13 protein-coding genes are annotated in these 20,053 nt (G+C 39.6%); 6 read left to right on the top strand and 7 right to left on the bottom strand.

Going from position 1 to position 20,053, the window contains the following annotated elements; genetic code table 11:
- Positions 1-67: 67 nt before the first annotated feature.
- The 3 genes from QQS39_RS00685 to argC form a co-directional block, all read right to left on the bottom strand.
- On the bottom strand, positions 68-1,276 hold the full coding sequence (locus QQS39_RS00685) for an argininosuccinate synthase (RefSeq protein WP_285805221.1): 1,209 nt from the start codon (positions 1,274-1,276) through the stop codon (positions 68-70).
- A 75-nt stretch (positions 1,277-1,351) separates the two neighbouring features.
- Entirely contained in the window at positions 1,352-2,125 is a 774-nt protein-coding gene (gene argB / locus QQS39_RS00680; protein ID WP_285805220.1) for an acetylglutamate kinase, read from the bottom strand.
- Positions 2,126-2,145: 20 nt separating this feature from the next.
- Positions 2,146-3,150: an N-acetyl-gamma-glutamyl-phosphate reductase gene (gene argC, locus QQS39_RS00675; RefSeq protein WP_285805219.1), complete on the bottom strand. Its 1,005-nt coding sequence runs from the start codon at positions 3,148-3,150 to the stop codon at positions 2,146-2,148.
- Positions 3,151-3,250: 100 nt separating this feature from the next.
- Between argC and argE the strand changes: the two genes are divergently transcribed.
- Positions 3,251-4,414: an acetylornithine deacetylase gene (gene argE / locus QQS39_RS00670; RefSeq protein ID WP_151436612.1), complete on the top strand. Its 1,164-nt coding sequence runs from the start codon at positions 3,251-3,253 to the stop codon at positions 4,412-4,414.
- 62 nt (positions 4,415-4,476) lie between these two features.
- Here the strand turns inward: argE and poxB are convergent, their stop codons facing one another.
- A complete protein-coding gene (poxB, locus tag QQS39_RS00665; RefSeq protein ID WP_285805218.1) occupies positions 4,477-6,201 on the bottom strand; it encodes a ubiquinone-dependent pyruvate dehydrogenase in 1,725 nt (574 codons plus the stop codon).
- Positions 6,202-6,768: 567 nt separating this feature from the next.
- On the opposite strand from poxB, the gene QQS39_RS00660 reads away from it, so the two are divergent.
- Genes QQS39_RS00660 through QQS39_RS00650 form a run of 3 tightly spaced genes read left to right on the top strand, consistent with a single transcriptional unit; the run spans position 6,769 to position 9,214 of the window.
- Complete coding sequence (locus QQS39_RS00660) at positions 6,769-7,590, top strand: DUF3100 domain-containing protein (protein ID WP_151436610.1); 822 nt, start codon at positions 6,769-6,771, stop codon at positions 7,588-7,590.
- On the top strand, positions 7,587-8,036 hold the full coding sequence (locus QQS39_RS00655) for a hypothetical protein (protein WP_151436609.1): 450 nt from the start codon (positions 7,587-7,589) through the stop codon (positions 8,034-8,036). The genes QQS39_RS00660 and QQS39_RS00655 overlap by 4 nt, the downstream gene beginning before the upstream one ends.
- Positions 8,036-9,214, top strand: a complete 1,179-nt coding sequence (locus QQS39_RS00650) for a M20 metallopeptidase family protein (protein ID WP_151436608.1) — start codon at positions 8,036-8,038, stop codon at positions 9,212-9,214. Before QQS39_RS00655 ends, QQS39_RS00650 begins: the two co-directional genes overlap by 1 nt.
- A gap of 73 nt (positions 9,215-9,287) precedes the next feature.
- On the opposite strand, the gene QQS39_RS00645 is transcribed toward QQS39_RS00650, so the two are convergent.
- The gene (locus tag QQS39_RS00645; protein ID WP_151436607.1) at positions 9,288-10,301 is read right to left on the bottom strand and encodes a LysR substrate-binding domain-containing protein; all 1,014 of its coding nucleotides are present in this window, start codon (positions 10,299-10,301) and stop codon (positions 9,288-9,290) included.
- A 719-nt stretch (positions 10,302-11,020) separates the two neighbouring features.
- Here QQS39_RS00645 and proP point away from each other — a divergent pair.
- Positions 11,021-12,523: a glycine betaine/L-proline transporter ProP gene (gene proP, locus QQS39_RS00640; protein WP_285805217.1), complete on the top strand. Its 1,503-nt coding sequence runs from the start codon at positions 11,021-11,023 to the stop codon at positions 12,521-12,523.
- Between the two features lie 10 nt (positions 12,524-12,533).
- Entirely contained in the window at positions 12,534-13,961 is a 1,428-nt protein-coding gene (gene phrB / locus QQS39_RS00635) for a deoxyribodipyrimidine photo-lyase (RefSeq protein WP_285805216.1), read from the top strand.
- Positions 13,962-14,044: 83 nt separating this feature from the next.
- Here phrB and ppc read toward each other — a convergent pair whose 3' ends face one another.
- Positions 14,045-16,681 carry a phosphoenolpyruvate carboxylase gene (ppc, locus tag QQS39_RS00630; protein ID WP_151436604.1) on the bottom strand — a complete coding sequence of 879 codons (2,637 nt, stop codon included), beginning with the start codon at positions 16,679-16,681 and terminating at the stop codon, positions 14,045-14,047.
- Positions 16,682-17,613: 932 nt separating this feature from the next.
- Complete coding sequence (locus tag QQS39_RS00625) at positions 17,614-20,052, bottom strand: bifunctional aspartate kinase/homoserine dehydrogenase II (protein ID WP_285805215.1); 2,439 nt, start codon at positions 20,050-20,052, stop codon at positions 17,614-17,616.
- Position 20,053 lies beyond the last annotated feature (1 nt).

Raw genomic sequence — 20,053 nt, 5'->3', positions numbered from 1 at the left:
TAAAAGAGTGAGAGTGATGCCTTGTATCCTTATATATAGATATATAGCATCACTCTATTGTTTAACCTTATTTCTTACTCAATGCACGAATACGTGATGGTAAGGAATATAAACGGATAAACCCTTCAGCATGGCTGTGATCGTAAACTTCATCTTCACCAAAGGTTGCAAATTCTTCAGAATACAGACTGTTATCTGATTTCTTCTGAATAGCATTAACATGACCTTTATACAGCTCTAATACCACTTCACCATTCACATCATTTGCCAGTGATTCTGCAGCCGCTTGCAGTGAAGCGCGAATTGGCGTGAACCAACGACCGTCATAAGCCACATAAGACATCTCTAAGCCTAGTTGTTGACGCCATTTAAAAGCATCTCTATCAAGTACCAGTTGCTCAACACCACGCAGAGCCGCCATCATGATTGTGCCCCCCGGTGTTTCATAGCAGCCACGAGATTTCATTCCCACTAAACGGTTTTCAACAATATCAATACGACCGATACCATGTTTAACGCCTAATGCATTTAAGGTGTCTAAACATTCAAAAGGTGATTGTGTTTTACCGTTTACAGCGACGACTTCACCCGTTTTTACAGTGACAGTAACCCGTTCTGGTGTTTCTGGTGCTTTCTTTGGATCAACCGTCCATGCCCAACAATCTTCGTTTGAAGCATTCCACGGGCTTTCTAATACCCCACCTTCTGTTGAGATATGCCATGCGTTTTCGTCACGGCTATAAATTTTCTCAAGCGTCGCTGTCGTTGGAATATTACGAACTTTCAGATAATCCAGTAGCGCTTCGCGAGAACGTAAATCCCACTCTCTCCAAGGTGCAACCACTTTCAGTTGTGGGGCAAGTGCCGCATAAGTACTTTCGAAACGAACCTGATCATTACCTTTACCAGTTGCACCATGAGCAACTGCATCGGCTCCGAGCTTTAAGGCTAGTTCAACTTGCGCTTTAGCGATAACAGGGCGAGCCATTGAAGTACCTAATAAATAGCTACCTTCATATAACGCACCTGTTTTTAATACAGGATAGACGTAGTCTTTGATAAATTCTTCGCGTAGATCGACGATATAACACTCAGAAGCACCTGACGCTAACGCCTTTTGTTCCACACCTACTAAATCATCACGGCTTTGACCCACATCTGCCACAAAAGCGACAACTTCGCAGTTATCATAATGTTCTTTTAGCCAAGGAATGATTGCTGATGTATCAAGTCCGCCAGAGTATGCCAGTACGATTTTTTTTATGCCTTTAGTCATAGTGATAACCTTCAATTTCCAATTTGTTTAAATTCTGCCAACGAGTAAACAGCGATAAAATTTCTAGAGTGATTTTTAAGCTAAAATACGGGTTCCAACTGCAACACCATTAAACAGTGCAGTCAGTTTTTCAGCATGACGCCAACTTGCAATCTCAACTGGCCGACCTAGTGTTTTAGCTGCTTCTAATGCCGCATTGACTTTCACAATCATGCCGTCAGTGATAATGCCTTGGTCGATTAATGTCTGTGCTTTCTCGGCTGACATCTCGGCAATCTTCTGACCTTTACCGTCTAAAATGCCACTGACATCGGAAAGTAGGACTAAATCAGCACCTAATGTTTCAGCAATAGCGGTTGCCGCTTGGTCAGCATTCACATTCATCAATTCACCTTTTTCAGTCATACCGATAGAACTGATAATAGGTAGATAGCCAGCCCCCAATAATAAATTGAGTAAATCAGGAGAGCCGGGCTTTGCATTTCCGACATGCCCTAACTCTTCATTGATTTGCGTCACTTTTGCTAATTGCCCATCACCCAAAGAAAGCCCTACACCATTAAGCCCAAACTGAGTTGCCCACGATAACAAGGTTTTATTGGCACTTCCGGCAAGCGCTCCTGTGATGATGTCTATCTGATTAGCGGGTGTGACACGAAGCCCCTGCTTTTTCACCACTGGCAATTGCAATTTACTCATCAAGTCATCCACCAAACAGCCACCACCATGTACGATGACTAACGGACGAGAATGTGTTGAGCGATACTGTTGTAATGCAGTGAAAAACCGCGTTAACGCTTCTTCATTATCAAGGAGCACACCACCCAATTTGATAATTAATGGTTCCATGAAACTTCCCTACTCATTATTTAAATAAGTGATTCGGTTTCAGCGAAAGCAAACCGAATGTTCATACATTGCACCGCTTGTGCAGCAGCCCCTTTCAACAAGTTATCTTCAACACCAACCACAATTAGGTGTTCACCTTGTTGAGCAAATCCGATATCACAGAATGCGGTTCCTACAACGGCTTTTAATGCCGGCAACCCTTTTTCATACACACGCACTAATGGTTTATCTTGATAAGCATCTTCAAAGACTTGCCTTACATCCTCTTGTGTCACACCCACTTTTAACTTACAGGTGATAGTGGCTAAGATCCCTCTCGCAAAATTACCCAGATGAGGTGTAAAAATGACATCAATACCAAGATGCGTTGCAATTTCAGGTTGATGACGGTGAGTGAACACACCGTAAGGTTGCAAACTCACTTCACAAAAACTGCTAGTTAAAGAGGCTTTTCTACCTGCACCACTCACACCGCTGGTGGCATTAATAACAGGCCACTGTGCTGTATCTAAAAGCCCCGCTTCCACAAGCGGTTTTAGAGACAACTGAGACACCGTGGGATAACAGCCCGGCACTGCAATTAATTGAGCCTGACTAATAATGTCAGCATTCCATTCAGCTAACCCATAAACTGCCTGTGATAACCAATCAGTATTCTTATGCTCGAATCCATAGTATTGTTGATAAAAATGCTTGTTTTGTACTCGATAGGCACCAGACAAATCGAATACCACACAACCTTGCTCTAAAAAGACAGGGGCAATGTCATGGCTGACTTCATGTGCTGTTGCGAGAAAAACGATATCAATGTTTTCAGCGGCTTTAGCGACATCAACCATCGGTTCGAGTGGGAGATCCACTAAACCACGATATTGTGGATGAAGTTCAGAAAAGCACTTTCCTGCATCTGCACTTTGAGCTGATACCATCAGTCTGCTCAAATTCACATGAGGATGCTGCTGAAGATAGGCGGCTAATTCAGCGCCAGTGTAACCACTTGCTCCTACAATCAGAGTATTTAACATGTCATTCTTACCTTGTACTATGAACACAAACCGATTAATGTATTTTTATTCAAAAAAAGTGCATGAATATTGATACTATTATGAAGAAAGGCTGTCAACAGTGAATATTAAATTACCTACATTTATTGAGATTTATCGTCAATTAATTGCAACACCCTCGATCAGTGCAACAGACGCTAAAAACGATCAAAGTAATGAAGCACTGATTAATTTGCTTGCTAATTGGTTGGAAACATTAGGTTTTTCAATTGAAATTCAACCTGTACCCGAAACGCGAGGTAAATTTAACCTTTTGGCAACATTAGGTTCGGGAAAAGGGGGATTATTACTCTGTGGTCACACTGACACAGTACCCTTTGATGAAGGCCGTTGGACGCAAGATCCTTTTACGCTGACAGAAAAAGAAAATAAGTTATACGGCTTAGGCACTGCCGATATGAAAGGCTTTTTTGCCTTTATTCTTGATGCATTACGTGATGTGGATACTAAAACACTAACGCATCCACTTTATATACTTGCTACCGCTGATGAAGAAACCTCCATGGCAGGGGCGCGTTATTTTGCTGCTAATACAACAATCCGCCCTGATTTTGCCATTATTGGCGAACCTACATCGCTAAAACCTATTCGCGCTCATAAAGGGCATTTATCAAATGCAATACGTATTACGGGGCAATCAGGGCACTCGAGTGATCCAGAAAAAGGGGTAAATGCGATAGAACTGATGCATGAGTCTATTACTCACCTTAGTACATTGCGCGATACGCTAAAAACTCGTTATAACAACCCTGCGTTTGTTATTCCTTATCCAACAATGAACTTTGGTTATATTAATGGCGGTGATGCAGCAAATAGAATTTGTGCTTGCTGTGAATTACATATGGATATTCGCCCATTACCGGGATTAACACTGCAAGACTTGGATGATTTACTTCATGAAACATTAGCACCAGTCAAAGCACGTTGGCCGGGGCGTTTAAGTGTTGAAGCGTTACACGATCCTATTCCCGGTTATGAGTGCCCAACCGATCATAAAATGGTTGCCGTGATCGAAAAACTATTAGGTGAAAAAGCGCAAACGGTGAATTACTGTACTGAAGCACCGTTTATTCAAGATCTCTGCCCTACCTTAGTTTTAGGGCCTGGTTCTATTGAACAAGCACATCAGCCTGATGAATTTATTGATATGGCATTTATTGAGCCGACTCGTGAATTAATGGGGCAATTAATTGAAAACTTCTGTTTAACAGAGAAAGCCCAATAATAAAAATATAACCCTATCGATTTATTTTGATAGGGTTATTTATCTTCAATCTAACTTAATCATTAACGTAGCCAATTCGTTTTCGCGAGTTGCACAATCTCATCTCCTCGGCCATTAATAATCGCTTTCATCATATACAGACTAAAGCCTTTGGCTTGTTCAAACTTCACTTCAGGAGGCATTGAAAGCTCTTGTTTTGCAGTTACCACATCGACAATCACAGGGCCATCATGTTCAAAGGCTTCTTTAAGAGCATTATCCAGATCTTCACCCTTTTCTACTCGAATACCTTTGATGCCAGACGCATTGGCAATAGCAGCAAAATCAGGATTATGTAAATCAGTACCATCGGTTAAATAGCCACCAGCTTTCATCTCCATCGCCACAAAACCTAATACACTGTTATTAAAAATAATCACTTTTACAGGCAAATTCATTTGCGCCAATGAGATAAAATCACCCATTAACATGGTAAATCCACCATCACCACACATTGCTACCACTTGGCGTTTTCTATCTAATGCTTGTGCGCCAATAGCTTGAGCCATTGCATTTGCCATAGAGCCGTGATTAAACGATCCCAGCAACCGACGTTTGCCATTCATGCTTACATAACGGGCTGCCCATACTGTTGGTGTACCTACGTCACAAGTAAAAATAGCATCATCATTTGCCAGTTCACTCAATCGACGTGCCAGATATTGTGGGTGAATAAGCTCACGTTCACTGGGTTGTGCTAATGCATCCAGATCTTCTCGTGCTTTAGCATAATGTTTCAGCGATGCGTCAAGATGCGTCGTATCTGTTTTCTCTTTTAAACGAGGCTGTATTGCATTTAGCGTGGCTTTAATATCGCCAATCATCGCCATATCGACATGGCAATGCGAACCAAGGCTGCTTGGATTAATATCAATTTGAATAATATTGGCTTTTGATGGATAAAATGCACGATAAGGAAATTGCGTACCTAATAATACTAACGTATCGGCATTTTCCATCGCATGATAACCCGATGAAAAACCGATTAATCCCGTCATTCCTACACTGTAGGGATTTTGCCACTCAATGTGTTCTTTCCCTCGCAATGCGTGTACAACAGGGGCTTTTAATGTTTGAGCCAGCTTAATCACTTCGTCGCGAGCTTGAACACATCCAGCACCGCACATTAAGGTGATATTTTTTGCATCATTGAGTGCATCGGATAATTTTTCGATTTCGAAACGATTTGGCATGATGAGTGGAAATTGCAACGGATACCAGTTTTCATGCGCATCTTCTGGGGCTGGTTTTAGTGCAACATCTCCTGGTAAAACAACAACTGCGACCCCTTTTTTCAAAATAGCGGTGCGCATTGCAATGGCCAGCACTTGAGGGATCTGCTCTGGGTTTGAGATTAATTCACAGTAATGGCTGCATTCGCGAAAAAGTTCTTGAGGATGTGTTTCTTGAAAATAATTACTACCAATTTCCGCAGAAGGAATATGCGCAGCAATGGCTAACACAGGAACATGATTACGATGGCAATCAAAAAGCCCATTGATAAGATGTAAATTTCCTGGTCCACAAGAACCCGCGCAAACCGCTAATTCACCATTAACTGCCGCTTCTGCTCCTGCGGCAAACGCCGCGACTTCTTCATGACGGGTTCCCATCCACTCAATCGTTCCCATCTTTCGCAAGCTATCACTTAATCCATTGAGAGAATCGCCTGTCACGCCCCAAATACGTTTTACACCTGCATTCTGGAGTACTTTAGCAATGTAGGTTGCAACTGTTTGCTTACTCATGGTGATGTTTTTCCTCAGTTTTGGGTAAATTACGCCTCTGCGAGCTACACTGATTTCCTTCCCATATTCTGTTTCTCTTCCTCATCAGCTTGCAGAGAAAATTATCTCACTAACTTAAATATAAAGAATAACACCAATCACTATAATGTCACTGTGAGGATAAAATCAGCCCTCAAAAATACAAAAAATAAAATATCACTTCCAAATACATTCATTAAATTTATAATAACCGCACCAAATAAGAATATATCTCATTAATAATGTATTATTCTTTATTAAATTATAGACAATGTCTGCTTATAGGATTATTTTAATAATTAAAATAATTTTTAATAAAGATTTTTCTCCTCACATCTTTATTAACAATTAAGCTGACTCATTTCAGCCTTACTCACTGTCTTTATTAAAAAATTTAACTTTCCCCTATTTGTTAATAAATTTATCACCATTGCATTATTTCATGCACCATGAAAAAGAGGTATGAAATAAACATGACATTGGTCACGCTACCTTTTGCTTTTTGTCCTCTAGAATAAAGCCTGATTATTTTTCAACGGAGATTAACGGATGGACAAAAGTAGAAGTCCGATAAAGGTTTTCTTTATTAGTATTCTGGCAGTCCTTTTCTTAATTTTTATTTCACAATATGTTATTGGTAAAAAAGAAATTAAGATTGGCATTGCGGTAATACCTATTTTACCAATGTTATTTGCTGTAATTATTGGTATGTGTATGTCTGCTGGATTTACCCGTAAAAAAATTAAAGTATGGGGTAAATTATTCACAGAAAAAGAAGAAGGCTTCTGCGGTAAAATGGTAGGTTTCAGCCTGCTTATTTTAGGTACGCAATATGCAGGAATGATTGTTCCTAATATTAAAATGATTTTAAGTGTTGGCGTTCCTTTATTTGTTCAGGAACTCGGCAACTTATTACCTGTATTAATTGCAGTTCCATTAGCCATTAAATTTGGATTTGGTCGTCGTGCAATTGGTGCTTGTTCATCTATTAGTCGTGAACCGTCTATCGCTGTTATTCAAGGTAAATTTGGTACAGGATCTCAAGAATATATTGGTGTATTAGCCATTTATTTATGTGGTTCTGTTATCGGTACTTTATGGTTTAGCGTATTAGGGAGTATTGCTCCATTAACTGGATTACATCCACTTGCTCTTGCAGCAGGCTCTGGCGTGGGTTCAGGTTCAATGTTAAGTGCTGCATCAGGTGCATTAATTAATGGTCTTGATGAAGCATTAGCACAGCAAGTATTAAGTGTTGCCGCTGCATCTAATTTATTATCTTCAGCATTAGGCGCACTGTCATTAACCTATTTAGGTTTACCTCTTTCAGAAAAAATTTATAAAATTTTCACCAGAGGCAAAACTGCATGAAAAATATAATTATTGATATGAAGTTTGTATTCGTTGCTATTTTACTGGCAATGTTTACTCAGACGTTAACATCAGGGATCGCTCTTTATGCAATGTGGGATAGCTTTATTGCTATGTCATTAGTGGTATTTATTTCACTCGTTGCAAAACATTATTTACCTTCATCTTTACCAACATTTGCTTATGCAACAATTATCGGGATCATTATTTGTTTACCCGAAACTCCGGTAAGAGATTTCTTTATTAGTTCTATTGGTAAAGTTTCTTTCTTATCTTGTTGTGTTCCTTTATTAGCATTTGCTGGTTTATCTGTTGGTGGTCAATTAGAAGAACTTAAGAAAATGTCATGGAAAGTTATTCTTATTTTCATGATTGTTTCAACTTGTTGTTTCTTTGGCGCATCAATCGTCGCGCAAATTGGATTTAGTATCCAGGGAGTTATCTAATGAATAATATTTATAATGTCAGTGAAAAACTCTTTCAATTAAATGACTTTAGTAAAAAAACACGACAAGACCTGCATAAAATACCTGAGCTATCAGGTGAAGAATATAAAACATCTAAATATTGTCGTGAATTAATGGAAAGTTTTGGTTATCAAATTAAAACTTTTGATGGATATACTGGTTTCACAGCAGACTTAATTGTTAATTCTGAATTTCCATTAATTGCTATCCGTGCAGATATGGACGGATTAGAAATGCCAGACTTAACCAATAATGAACACAGTTCAATCCACCAAGGTTGTGCGCATAACTGTGGTCACGATACCCATATGACCATGGCATTAACCAGTGCTAAGTATCTTGCCGAAAATAAACAAGAGATGACATCCAATGTCCGCTTTATTTTCCAAATGGCAGAAGAAGATATGCGTGTACCTGGCGCTGAAAAAATGGTGGAAATGGGGTGTATGGAAGGCGTTGATGAAACATACGCACTTCATAATGATGCCGCTATCGAAACAGGTTGTGTTCGCTTTAATGATGGTGTGATGTCGTCTTATGGTTCAGCATGGACATTAGATGTTTATGGTGTTTCTGCACATGGTTCAACACCACACAAAGGATTAGACGCCATTCGTGAAGCAACGCGCTTAATTGACTATATGGATTATGTTGTTGCCAAAAAGACAGATCCATTTAGCCCTGCGGTATTTGGTTGTGGCATGATCAATGGGGGAACAATCCCTAATGCATTAGCTGATCACGTACAAGCTCGCGGTACTATCCGTTCTATGGATGAAAATACCGACCAAGTACTGAAAGCAAGTTTTGATGAAATCGTTGCACGCAGTACAGCGGGTGGATTTAAAACCACATTAAGCTATAGCGGATACCCTGCTGTTGTGAATCATCCAACTGCACATCAGCGTTTATTAGATGCGATGCGTAAATTCTTACCAGAAGAAAATATTGAATCGAACGGTAAACCAATGACAGGCAGTGAAGACTTTAGCTATATGGTTAACGCCACAAAAGGTAAGGTTGGTGCCATGTTCTTCTTAGGAAGTGGTAATCAAGCGAAAGGAATTAATAACTACCTACACGCTAATCCTTATTTTGTCGATGATGATTGTTTATTAGTGGGCGCTCAGATTTTTGTGAATATTCTGACTCGCTAATCTTTTTCTTATTCTGCCTAAGCCCGTTCATTGCCCCCGCAAGAACGGGCTTATTCTTATTCTGCTTCTATTCTTATTCTGTCGCGATATTATTAATATTTACAGAACGCAAATCAGGCAATCCCTGATAGACCTCTTTACTGTGCCATTGTGTTTCCCATTGATCTGGCATCTGAATAATATTTCTATCAATATGGGGGGCATAGAGAGAAATAAACTCATGCATATAATCTTTCATATGGGTATGTTTACTGACACAAATATGGGTATAACTTGGTTGCACTAAATGATCGATATTAATACATTTTAGTGCGCCACTATCTTCTGTTTCATCATATGAAGCGGCTGCAATAACACCGATGCCTAAATGTCGCTTAACATAGTATTTAATAATCTCTGTATCCGTCGCGGTTAACGCCACCTTAGGCTTAAGATTATTTTTATAAAAGACTTTGTCTAATTTAGATCCTCTCGTAAAACCAAAAACATAAGTAATCAGTGGATACTCTGCCATCTGCTCGATAGTAACCTGCTCATCGTCTTTCAATAAAGCAAGAGGATGATCATAAGGAACCAATAAACTACGCGTCCAGCGATAACAAGGCAGTGTAATGAGATCTTCATAAAGGTGCATAGATTCTGTCGCTATCGCAAAATCCACATCACCATTTTTAACCATTTCCGCTAATTGAGCCGGTGCGCCCTGATGAAAATGTAGCGAGATATTAGGGTAATAACGACGAAAGTGATCAATCACATTCGGCAATGAATAACGAATTTGTGTATGTGTTGTCGCAATATGTAAATCGACTTTTTTATTACGATCTTCTTCAGCCACAATGCTTTTGATCCGGTCAACTTGCCCAAGGATATCGCAAGCAATTTTATGGACTTCTTTACCCATAGGGCTTAATGCTAATAAGTTATTATTTTTACGCACAAACAGCGACACACTTAATTCATCTTCTAATATTTTTAGTTGCTTACTGATTGTCGGTTGTGAGGTATAAAGTTTTTCAGCTGCATTAGTAATGTTGAAATTATTTTTCACGACTTCAACAAAGCTTTTCAGTTGATTAATGTTCATAGAGGTACCTGGGTTCATTTGCACAAATGCGCGGTTAATTATTAAATTTATAAGTTGTTATTCTAATACGGGTAAGGACGAGGCTATCTTTACTATCTCTGTCGTGATATCCCGTCATACTATTTCGATACTGTCTTGATATAATCAATAATAAGAATAGCGAGATCTATTCTATTATCCACATTTTCATCTTCACTATTCGAAAGAATAATAAAGTAAAATAAGGCATTATTATTTTCTATTTACCTTTCGGTCTTTGTATTATGCATAATACCCATACAAATGCGTTAGCCTGTATCAAAAAACACGATAAATCAAATTAACCGATTGTTATTTATGATAAAAATCGATCTTGTTTTTTAATTTTTCTTTTCGAAACTTTAAGTTCACTTAACGTAAATTTAAAATCTCTCGCACTGCAAATTTTACACAAAAGCAGAATTACGTTATGATAACGATCACATTTTAATACTAGAGGCTATGTTTTGTTATATCAAAACAACAAAAAAAACTTCCTAAAATCTTATTTAATCTCATCTATACTTAATAAATATTCTCTTATCTATTAGCTTAATATCACTATTTAAAATAGGTAGAAGTAAGCTGTTTTTTAGTGAACTTTTATTACTTACTCCTCTCGCTAACAAATAGTCACTTCATTTCTTTTAATTAATTGAATAACAAGAAATTACGAATACCTTAATAAAAGGTCACTTAATATGAAAATGAAGAAGAAAAGAAATAAACCATTACAAATCAATGATATAACAATTATTGATGATAGTAAGCTGAAAAAAGCCATTACCGCTGCGGCGTTAGGTAATGCCATGGAATGGTTCGACTTCGGTGTCTACGGCTTCCTCGCTTATGTTTTAGGTCAAGTGTTTTTCCCTGGCGCATCTCCGGGCGTACAGATGATTGCAGCCCTTGCCACATTCTCTGTACCTTTCCTTGTAAGACCATTAGGTGGCATTGTGTTTGGGATGCTAGGGGATAAATTTGGTCGTCAGAAAGTGTTATCTGTCACCATCATTATTATGGCACTCAGTACGTTTGCCATTGGTCTTATTCCTGCTTATGAAACTATTGGGATCTGGGCACCCGTTTTATTATTGCTGGCTAAATTAGCACAAGGTTTCTCCATTGGTGGTGAATATTCCGGCGCGGCGATTTTCGTTGCTGAATACTCACCAGACCGTAAACGTGGATTTATGGGAAGCTGGTTAGACTTCGGTTCTATTGCTGGTTTTGTTCTGGGTGCAGGTGTTGTTGTACTGATTTCTACTATCCTTGGAGAAACAGCATTCCATGAGTGGGGATGGCGTATCCCGTTCTTCTTAGCATTACCATTAGGTCTTATTGGCTTATATTTACGTCATGCTTTAGAAGAAACGCCTGCATTCCAACAGCATGTTGATGAAATGAACAGCGATGATCGTAAATCTATCGAAAATCCACCGCGTGTTTCATTACGTGAAATCGCATCAAAATATTGGAAAAGCTTAACGGTGTGTGTCGGTTTAGTGATTGCCACTAACGTGACCTACTATATGTTATTAACGTATATGCCGAGTTATTTATCTCATAACTTAAATTATTCGGCAGATCACGGTGTACTGATCATCATCGCGATTATGATAGGGATGTTGTTTGTACAGCCTGTCATCGGGTTATTGAGTGATAAAGTTGGCCGTAAACCATTTGTTATCGGTGGTAGCATCGGGTTGTTTGTCCTTGCTTACCCTGCGTTTATGATGATTAACAGTGATGAAATCGGTTTAATTTTCTTAGGATTATTAATTCTTGCGATCCTACTCAACTGTTTTACTGGGGTAATGGCATCGATTTTACCCGCCATATTCCCAACGCATATTCGTTATAGTGCATTAGCTATTGCATTTAATATCTCTGTATTAGTGGCAGGTGCAACACCAACGGCAGCCGCTTGGTTAGTTGAAGCAACCGGTGATTTATATATGCCTGCTTATTATCTGATGATTGTTGCAGTTGTCGGTTTGATCACAGGGATTAAGATGATTGAAACCGCAAATAAACCGTTACGAGGCGCAACCCCTGCGGCATCAGACAGATCAGAGGCGAAAGAAATTCTGTCTGAGCATTATGATAATATCGAGCAACGAGTTGAAGATATTGAAGCTGAAATTGAGACATTACAGAAAAAACGCCAAGCACTTATCGATCAACATCCTAAATTAGATTAAGAGAGGTTACATGCACCCGTCTTCTGTTCATTTGGTTTGGTTTCGTAATGATTTAAGAGTGACGGATAACAAGGCACTCTTTAACGCTTGCCAAGATACACAAGCACAGGTGCATGCTATTTTCACCGTAACGCCTGAACAATGGAAAGCCCACAGTATGGCTTTGTCATGTCAGGCGTTTATTCATGATGCTTTGCTAGATCTGTCAACATCACTGGCAAAACTCAATATTCCACTGACTGTCGTGATTAGTGATACTTATTCAAATGCGGCCGATAAAGTGGCTGAGTATTGCCAACAACATCAAGTCACTGCGCTTTTTTTCAATCACCAATATGCTCTTAATGAACAACGCCGTGATAAAAAAGTCATTGAGTTACTAGAGAATAAGACAACCGTTTATGCTTATCATGACAATGTATTTATTCCGCCGGGTAATGTAATCACCCAACAAGGGGAGATGTATAAAGTTTTTACTCCCTTTAGAAATGCATTCTTGCGGCTCTTTTTTTCACAAAATAACGCTTCATTGCCTATCCCAGAGATCAGGGCGCATCAAAAAACGGTATCACCTTTAAAGGCACCGCTATTTTCACTTGAAAATACAAGCTCGCCCTCTTTTATCTCTACTGAAGAAGAGGCACTTAAACGCTTAAAACAATTCTGTTATGAAAGCGTCCCACATTATGCAAAATGGCGAGACATTCCTGCAGTTGATGGCACCAGCCGATTATCCCCCTATCTTTCGATTGGATTACTGTCTATTCGGCAATGTTTTAATCGCCTTTACCAAACTGAACCTGATTTCTTAGAAAACAACACATCAGGTGCATTTGTTTGGTTTAATGAACTTATTTGGCGAGAATTTTACCAACACTTAATTGTGGCAAATCCCAATTTATGCAAACACATTGCTTTTCAGCTTTGGACAGAAAAAATCAATTGGCGTAACAACCAAGATGAATTTAATGCTTGGACTCAAGGCGCTACGGGATTTCCTATTATTGATGCTGCGATGCGACAGCTTAATCAAACAGGTTGGATGCATAACCGCTTACGTATGCTCACGGCAAGTTTTCTTATCAAAGACTTATTAATTGATTGGCGTTGGGGTGAGCGTTATTTTATGTCACAACTGATTGATGGTGATTTCGCATCAAATAACGGGGGTTGGCAGTGGGCTGCATCAACAGGAACTGATGCCGTACCTTATTTTCGAATTTTTAATCCTACTACCCAAGGTCGTAAGTTCGATCCTGATGGTGAATTTATCCGCCATTGGCTTCCTGAACTCGCCAATGTGCCGAATCGCTATATTCATACACCTCATGAGTGGGCAGCAAAAACCAATAATTCTCTTGATTATCCATTACCCATTGTTGATCACGCAAAAGCACGAGCAAGAGCGATTGAGTCTTATGAAGAAGCAAAAAAATAAAACCAATATCAGAGATAAGAAATAAAAAACAAAAAAACAGCGCTGTTATTAAGCGCTGTTTTTATTGCTAAATACTGGCGACGCTAGCCTGTATTACGCATACCCGCAGCAATACCCGCAATAGTAACCATTAGCGCCTGTTCAATACGAGGATCTGACTCGCTATGTGTGCGAGAGCGCTGTAACAACTCAGCCTGAAGTACGTTTAATGGATCGGTATATACATTACGTAGTGCAATAGATTCAGCAACCCATGGCAAATCTGCCATTAAGTGCTCATCTTTTGATATTGCCAAAACACTCTTAATATCATCAGAAAGTTGCTGACGTAATTTAGATCCTAATGGCCATAAACGCTCTTCGACTAAACGCTGATCGTAATATTCCGCTAACCATAAATCCGCTTTAGCGTACACCATTTCCAACATCGCAATACGTGTATTAAAGAACGGCCAGTTCTCACACATATCGTCTAATACTGCTTGTTTTCCGCTATCAATTTCATGTTGTAATGCGGCACCAGCACCTAACCAAGCAGGTAACATTAAACGGTTTTGAGTCCATGCGAAGATCCACGGAATAGCACGCAAGGTTTCAACCCCACCGGTAGGACGACGTTTTGCAGGACGAGAGCCTAATGGTAGTTTACCCAATTCGCCTTCTGGCGTTGCCGCTCTAAAGTAAGGAACAAAGTCTTCTTGCCCTCGCACATAGTCACGATACATGGCACAAGAAACGTCAGACAAAGAATCCATGACCTCAATCCAAGGTGCTTTTGGCTCTGGTGGTGGCAATAAATTGGCTTCTAAGATTGCACCAGCATAGTGAGCAAGACTGCTGATTGTGACTTGTGGTAATCCGAACTTAAAGCGGATCATTTCGCCTTGTTCTGTCACACGCAGACCACCTTTTAAACTTCCCGGTGGTTGAGAAAGTAAAGCTGCATGTGCTGGCGCACCACCACGGCCAATCGTACCGCCACGTCCATGGAATAGCGTTAATGTTACGCCTGATTTTTCACAGAGTTTGATTAATGCATCTTGAGCACGATATTGCGCCCATGATGCTGCCATCACACCCGCATCTTTTGCAGAGTCTGAATAGCCAATCATCACCATTTGTTTGTCATCAATTAGATCTCGATACCAAGGGATATTAAACAAACGGGTCATTACGCTTTCAGCATTATTTAAGTCTTCAAGCGTTTCAAATAAAGGAGCAACAGGTAAACGAATATTCGCACCGGCCTCTTTCAGTAATAGTTTTACAGCTAATACATCAGAAGGCACTTTTGCCATTGAAATCACATAAGAGGCAATAGAATCTTTAGGTGATTGTGCAATGACGCGACAAGTTTCAAATACTTCTTGAGTCGCTGCACTTGGCTGCCAATTTGTTGGGATCAGTGGACGTTTAGAGTTTAACTCTTCAAGTAAGAATGTTTGTTTTTGCTCTTCAGACCAATTTGCATAATCACCAAGCTCTAAATATTGTGTTAATTCAGAGAGCGCTTCTGTGTGATTGGTACTTTCTTGGCGAATATCCAGTTTCACCAGTTGTAAGCCAAAACAACGAATACGGCGTAACGTATCTAACAGTTGCCCATTGGCGATAATACGCATACCACATTGAGTTAGTGATTGATAACACGCGTATAACGGCTCCCAAAGTTCTTCATTATCAATCAATAAGCCTTCTGGTGGTAACGACTGCTGTCCTTTAATGCGTTGCTCTAGATAATCGCGAGTCACTTGTAAGCGTGTACGCAATTGTTTAGCAATTTCACGATAAGGCTCTGCAATTTCAGCGCCACCCGCTAATTCACGCAGTTCAGGTGTACTTTCTGTCATTGAAAGTTCTGAAACTAGGACTTGAATATCATTTAAGAATAAATCGGCAGCTTTCCAACGGCTTAGCAGTAAAGCATGGCGTGTAATTTCTGCTGTCACATTTGGGTTACCATCACGGTCACCGCCCATCCATGAGGTAAAGCGAATTGGTGATGCTTCTACTGGCAAGTTAAAATTTATCGATTCTTCAAGCTGCTCATTAAATTCACGTAAGAACGCTGGAACACCTTCCCATAGGCTATTTTCAACCACCGCAAAGCCCCATTTTGCTTCATCGATTGGGGTTGGACGGATTTTTCTAATTTCATCGGTATGCCACGATTGAGCCACTAACTGGCGCAGACGGCGCATGATGTTTGTGCGTTCATAATCGGCTAAATCATCGTGATCCAGTTGAGATAAACAGGTATTCACTTCAACCAGCTTATGAATAAGTGTACGACGTGCAATTTCGGTTGGGTGTGCCGTTAATACCAGCTCAATAGAGATTTGCTCTACAGCTTCTTTTAATTGCTCGTCGGTAAAATTCTTATCTTTTAGTCGGGTGATCAGTTTTGCCAATGCCACAGGATTGCTCGCAGCTTCACCGTGAGGCGAAATGCTATGGTATTGCTCTGCCACGTTCGTCAGGTTTAAGAATTGATTGAATGCTCTAGCAACAGGTAATAATTCATCATTAGAGAGATTTTGCAACGTCAACAACAGTTTTTGTCGCTGAACTTCATTACCCGCTCGTGACGATTTAGATAATTTTCGAATAGATTCAACTTTATCTAAAATTTCTTCACCGAGTGCTTCTTTTATCGTATCTCCAAGTAGCTTGCCAAGCATACTGACATTACTACGCATCGCAGAATATTGTTGATTCATAAGACTCCTGACCTTGTCTTTGTGGCGGTAACAACATGCTTCTTCCTAGTAGAAAAGTCATGTCCTCCCAGTTGTGTAATTAACTTTCATTTCTAATGTGACTTTATTTTGATTTTTGTGATAAGCCACACTGCTTTTTTTACTTAGCCTACTATTCATATCAGAAAATAATCGTTTTGGGGGATTTTTCTGAAATTTAATTACGGCTTTAGTCTTATAAGAATGGCTAATATTCATGCTGTTCTAGCTCAATTTTATTAAGAATAAGGACATTTTTTCGTTTCTTATTCACTACGAAGAGTTTTTTACTAAAAAGAAGGGGATACGTGAAAATTTATCTGGCGAGAAATTTAGATGATTTTTTTTAATATTGATAAATTGTCTGGTCTGTTTTTTGGTTTTTAGCTTATTTTATGGATGCGCTATAACTCATGTTTCTCTTTCATTCCTTATTTTTCCTCTCTTTTGCATTTTTACTAGATTAAATTTTCCCGATTAGAATTTTTATAAGATAAAAACGAATAAAGCGCTGAATATCAGCGCTTTAAATTAAGAATAACAAATTGTCTTTCAGTAAATTAGGTTGTCTGTTGTAAATAATGTGGTTAATCGAATTGTACTCTAAATAACGTTCTAACACGTTGTAACCATGCTTCAACTTCCACTTCAACTTCCACTCAAGACGCTTAAATTTCACATCATGAGCTACTGACAAAAGTTCTCTTTAGCTTGATGGTTCACCTCCGTCATTTCATTTCTTAGTGGGACAATCTGTCTTACTACTTTTGACATCAATCGCTCCTTTGTGACTAGAGATAAATTAAGTATAGCCAAAGAAATTAAAAAAATTGGGTGATATGACACAAAAATGACAAAAGATTATCAGCAGAAAATAACCCGCTGATAATCTTTATAAAAGAGAAAAAATTAAATTACAGTAATTGAGAAAGGCGGTTTAAATCTGACTGAATTGCGCCAGCGGTCACATCTCTGCCTGCTCCTGGTCCTCTGATCACAAGCGGATTATCACGATACCAACGACTTTCAATCGCAAATAAATTATCCCCCGGTAATAACGAAGCGAGAGGATGATCTTTTCTCACTGCTTCAACACCCACTTTTGCTTTACCATTAGCATCAAAACGGGCGATATAACGTAATACCATATCCATTTCATTTGCAGCCGCTAATCGTTGTGCCATTTGTTCATTAATCAATGCACTGTTATCAAAGAACTCTTCTAGCGAACCGGTTTCAGCTTGCACAGGCACTAAAGATTCAACTCGTACTTGCTCTGGCTCGATGTCATAACCCGCTTCACGAGCAAGAATAACCAGTTTACGCATGACATCTTGCCCTGATAAATCAATTCGTGGATCAGGCTCTGTTAATCCTTGTTGCCAAGCTTGTTCTACCAGCTCACTGAAAGGAACGGTGCCATCAAATTGCAAGAATAACCAAGAAAGCGTGCCAGAGAAAATACCGCTAATTGATAAAATAGTGTCACCACTTTCACGCAGATCACGCACTGTATGATTAATTGGTAAACCCGCACCCACTGTGGCGTTATATAACCAATGGCGACCTGTTTTAGAAAAAGCATCTCGTGTGGCACGATAACGTAAACTTGAAGCGGAGCCAGCAATTTTATTTGCACTGATAACATGAAAACCATAACTAGCAAAATCTTCATAAGAAGCAGCAAGAGACTCGTTGGCTGTAATATCAACAACCACTAAATCATCATAAGGATGCGCTCTCATCCAAAGATAGAGTGATTCTTCCGTATGTTCAGTCGCGTCGTTATCAAAGAAAGCCAAAGCGCGACTAGGATTAATTCCTTGGTAGTCCAGCAAACTGCGGCGACTATCGACCACACCCGCAAGAATAAACTCAAAATCACTACGCGCTGATAAAGGCTCTTGTTCTCGAGCAAACAATTCTAACCAACGTGAACCAATATTCCCTTTACCAAACAGCACTAAACCAATTTGTTTTTCAGCTCTAAATAATGTTTGATGCAAACCTTGCAGCAAATGCTCAGTATAATTACGTAATACCGCCACTAAGCTGATGTTATCTTCCGCATGCCAAATAAATTCAACCGGTTGGTCTTTAAGTTGTTGATAAAAACGATGGCAATGCAATGGATTTTTACAAACCCCCGCCCCCACTAAAGCCACTAATGAGAAACCTTCTCGTAAATGTAATTTACCCGGTAAAACGGCATCTTGTAATACATCTAATGCACTATTAGCCACTTCACTGGTATAGCAAAGTTGTAAAAGCTGGCTGTCTTTATCCACGCCAGTAGCTAAAGGACGAATTTGGGCGCGCTTAAGTAATTCATCAACCTCTTTCGCTACTTGTTCGAAATTTTGATGAGATGAAAGTTGGAGTTCAATCAAACAAACATCATCATGGCTAGTAACGATTTTAGCGCCCGTTCCTGATGCTAAAACACGTTCTATACGAGTTGAACCCTGTTCTGGTTGATAGCTACAACGAAGTTGCAAATCGATATTACTGCCTGAAACGGGTTGAAGTGTACGCGTATGTAAAACTGGGGCAGCTAATCGAGCCAATTCACTCGCTTCATCTAAACGCAACAAGGGTAGTAAACAAGCATCTTTTACTTTGCGAGGATCTGCACTATAAACACCCGCAACATCACTCCAAATGGTGACTTTACCAACATCGGCTAAAGCACCCACTTGAGTTGCCGAGTAGTCACTACCGTTACGACCTAATAAGACCGTGTCACCTTGTTGATTGCGACTAATAAAACCAGTGACAACAAAACGGCTTTCAGGATGTTTAGCTAATAATGATTGGAGTAATGGGCGAGATAACGTTTCGTTGACTTGTGGCTGAGCCGCTCTTTCAGCACACAAAAATTCACGCGCATCTAACCACACACTAGGTAAACCTTGTTCTGTAAGTAAATTCGCCATTAATCTTGCAGACCAAATTTCACCGTGACCAACAACTTCTGCATACGTTGCGTCTGTAATAGGTTTATCTAACAAATAACTTAAGCGTTCAAGATCTGCAATAAAGGCTTGAGAAAGTAATTCTGCATTCTCTTTCGAAAGTAATCCTTCAATTAAAGATAACTGGTAACGGCGCAACGTTTGCTGAACTTGATGGGCAGAAATGCGATCGTTTTGACTAAGTTTTAGCCAGTCAATCAACTGATTTGTCGTAGAGCCAGCCGCAGAAACCACCATTAGGTCATTAGGTTGGCTATAGTTCGTCATGATATTCACGACACGTTGATAACATTTTATATCCGCAAGACTGCTACCACCGAATTTATGTAACTGACGGCAAATCGGCTCCGCCTGTTGTTTAATCGCCACTACGCTCATG

The organism is Proteus appendicitidis, assembly GCF_030271835.1.
Classification (GTDB): domain Bacteria; phylum Pseudomonadota; class Gammaproteobacteria; order Enterobacterales; family Enterobacteriaceae; genus Proteus; species Proteus appendicitidis.
This window is presented reverse-complemented; position numbering and strand designations above follow the sequence as displayed.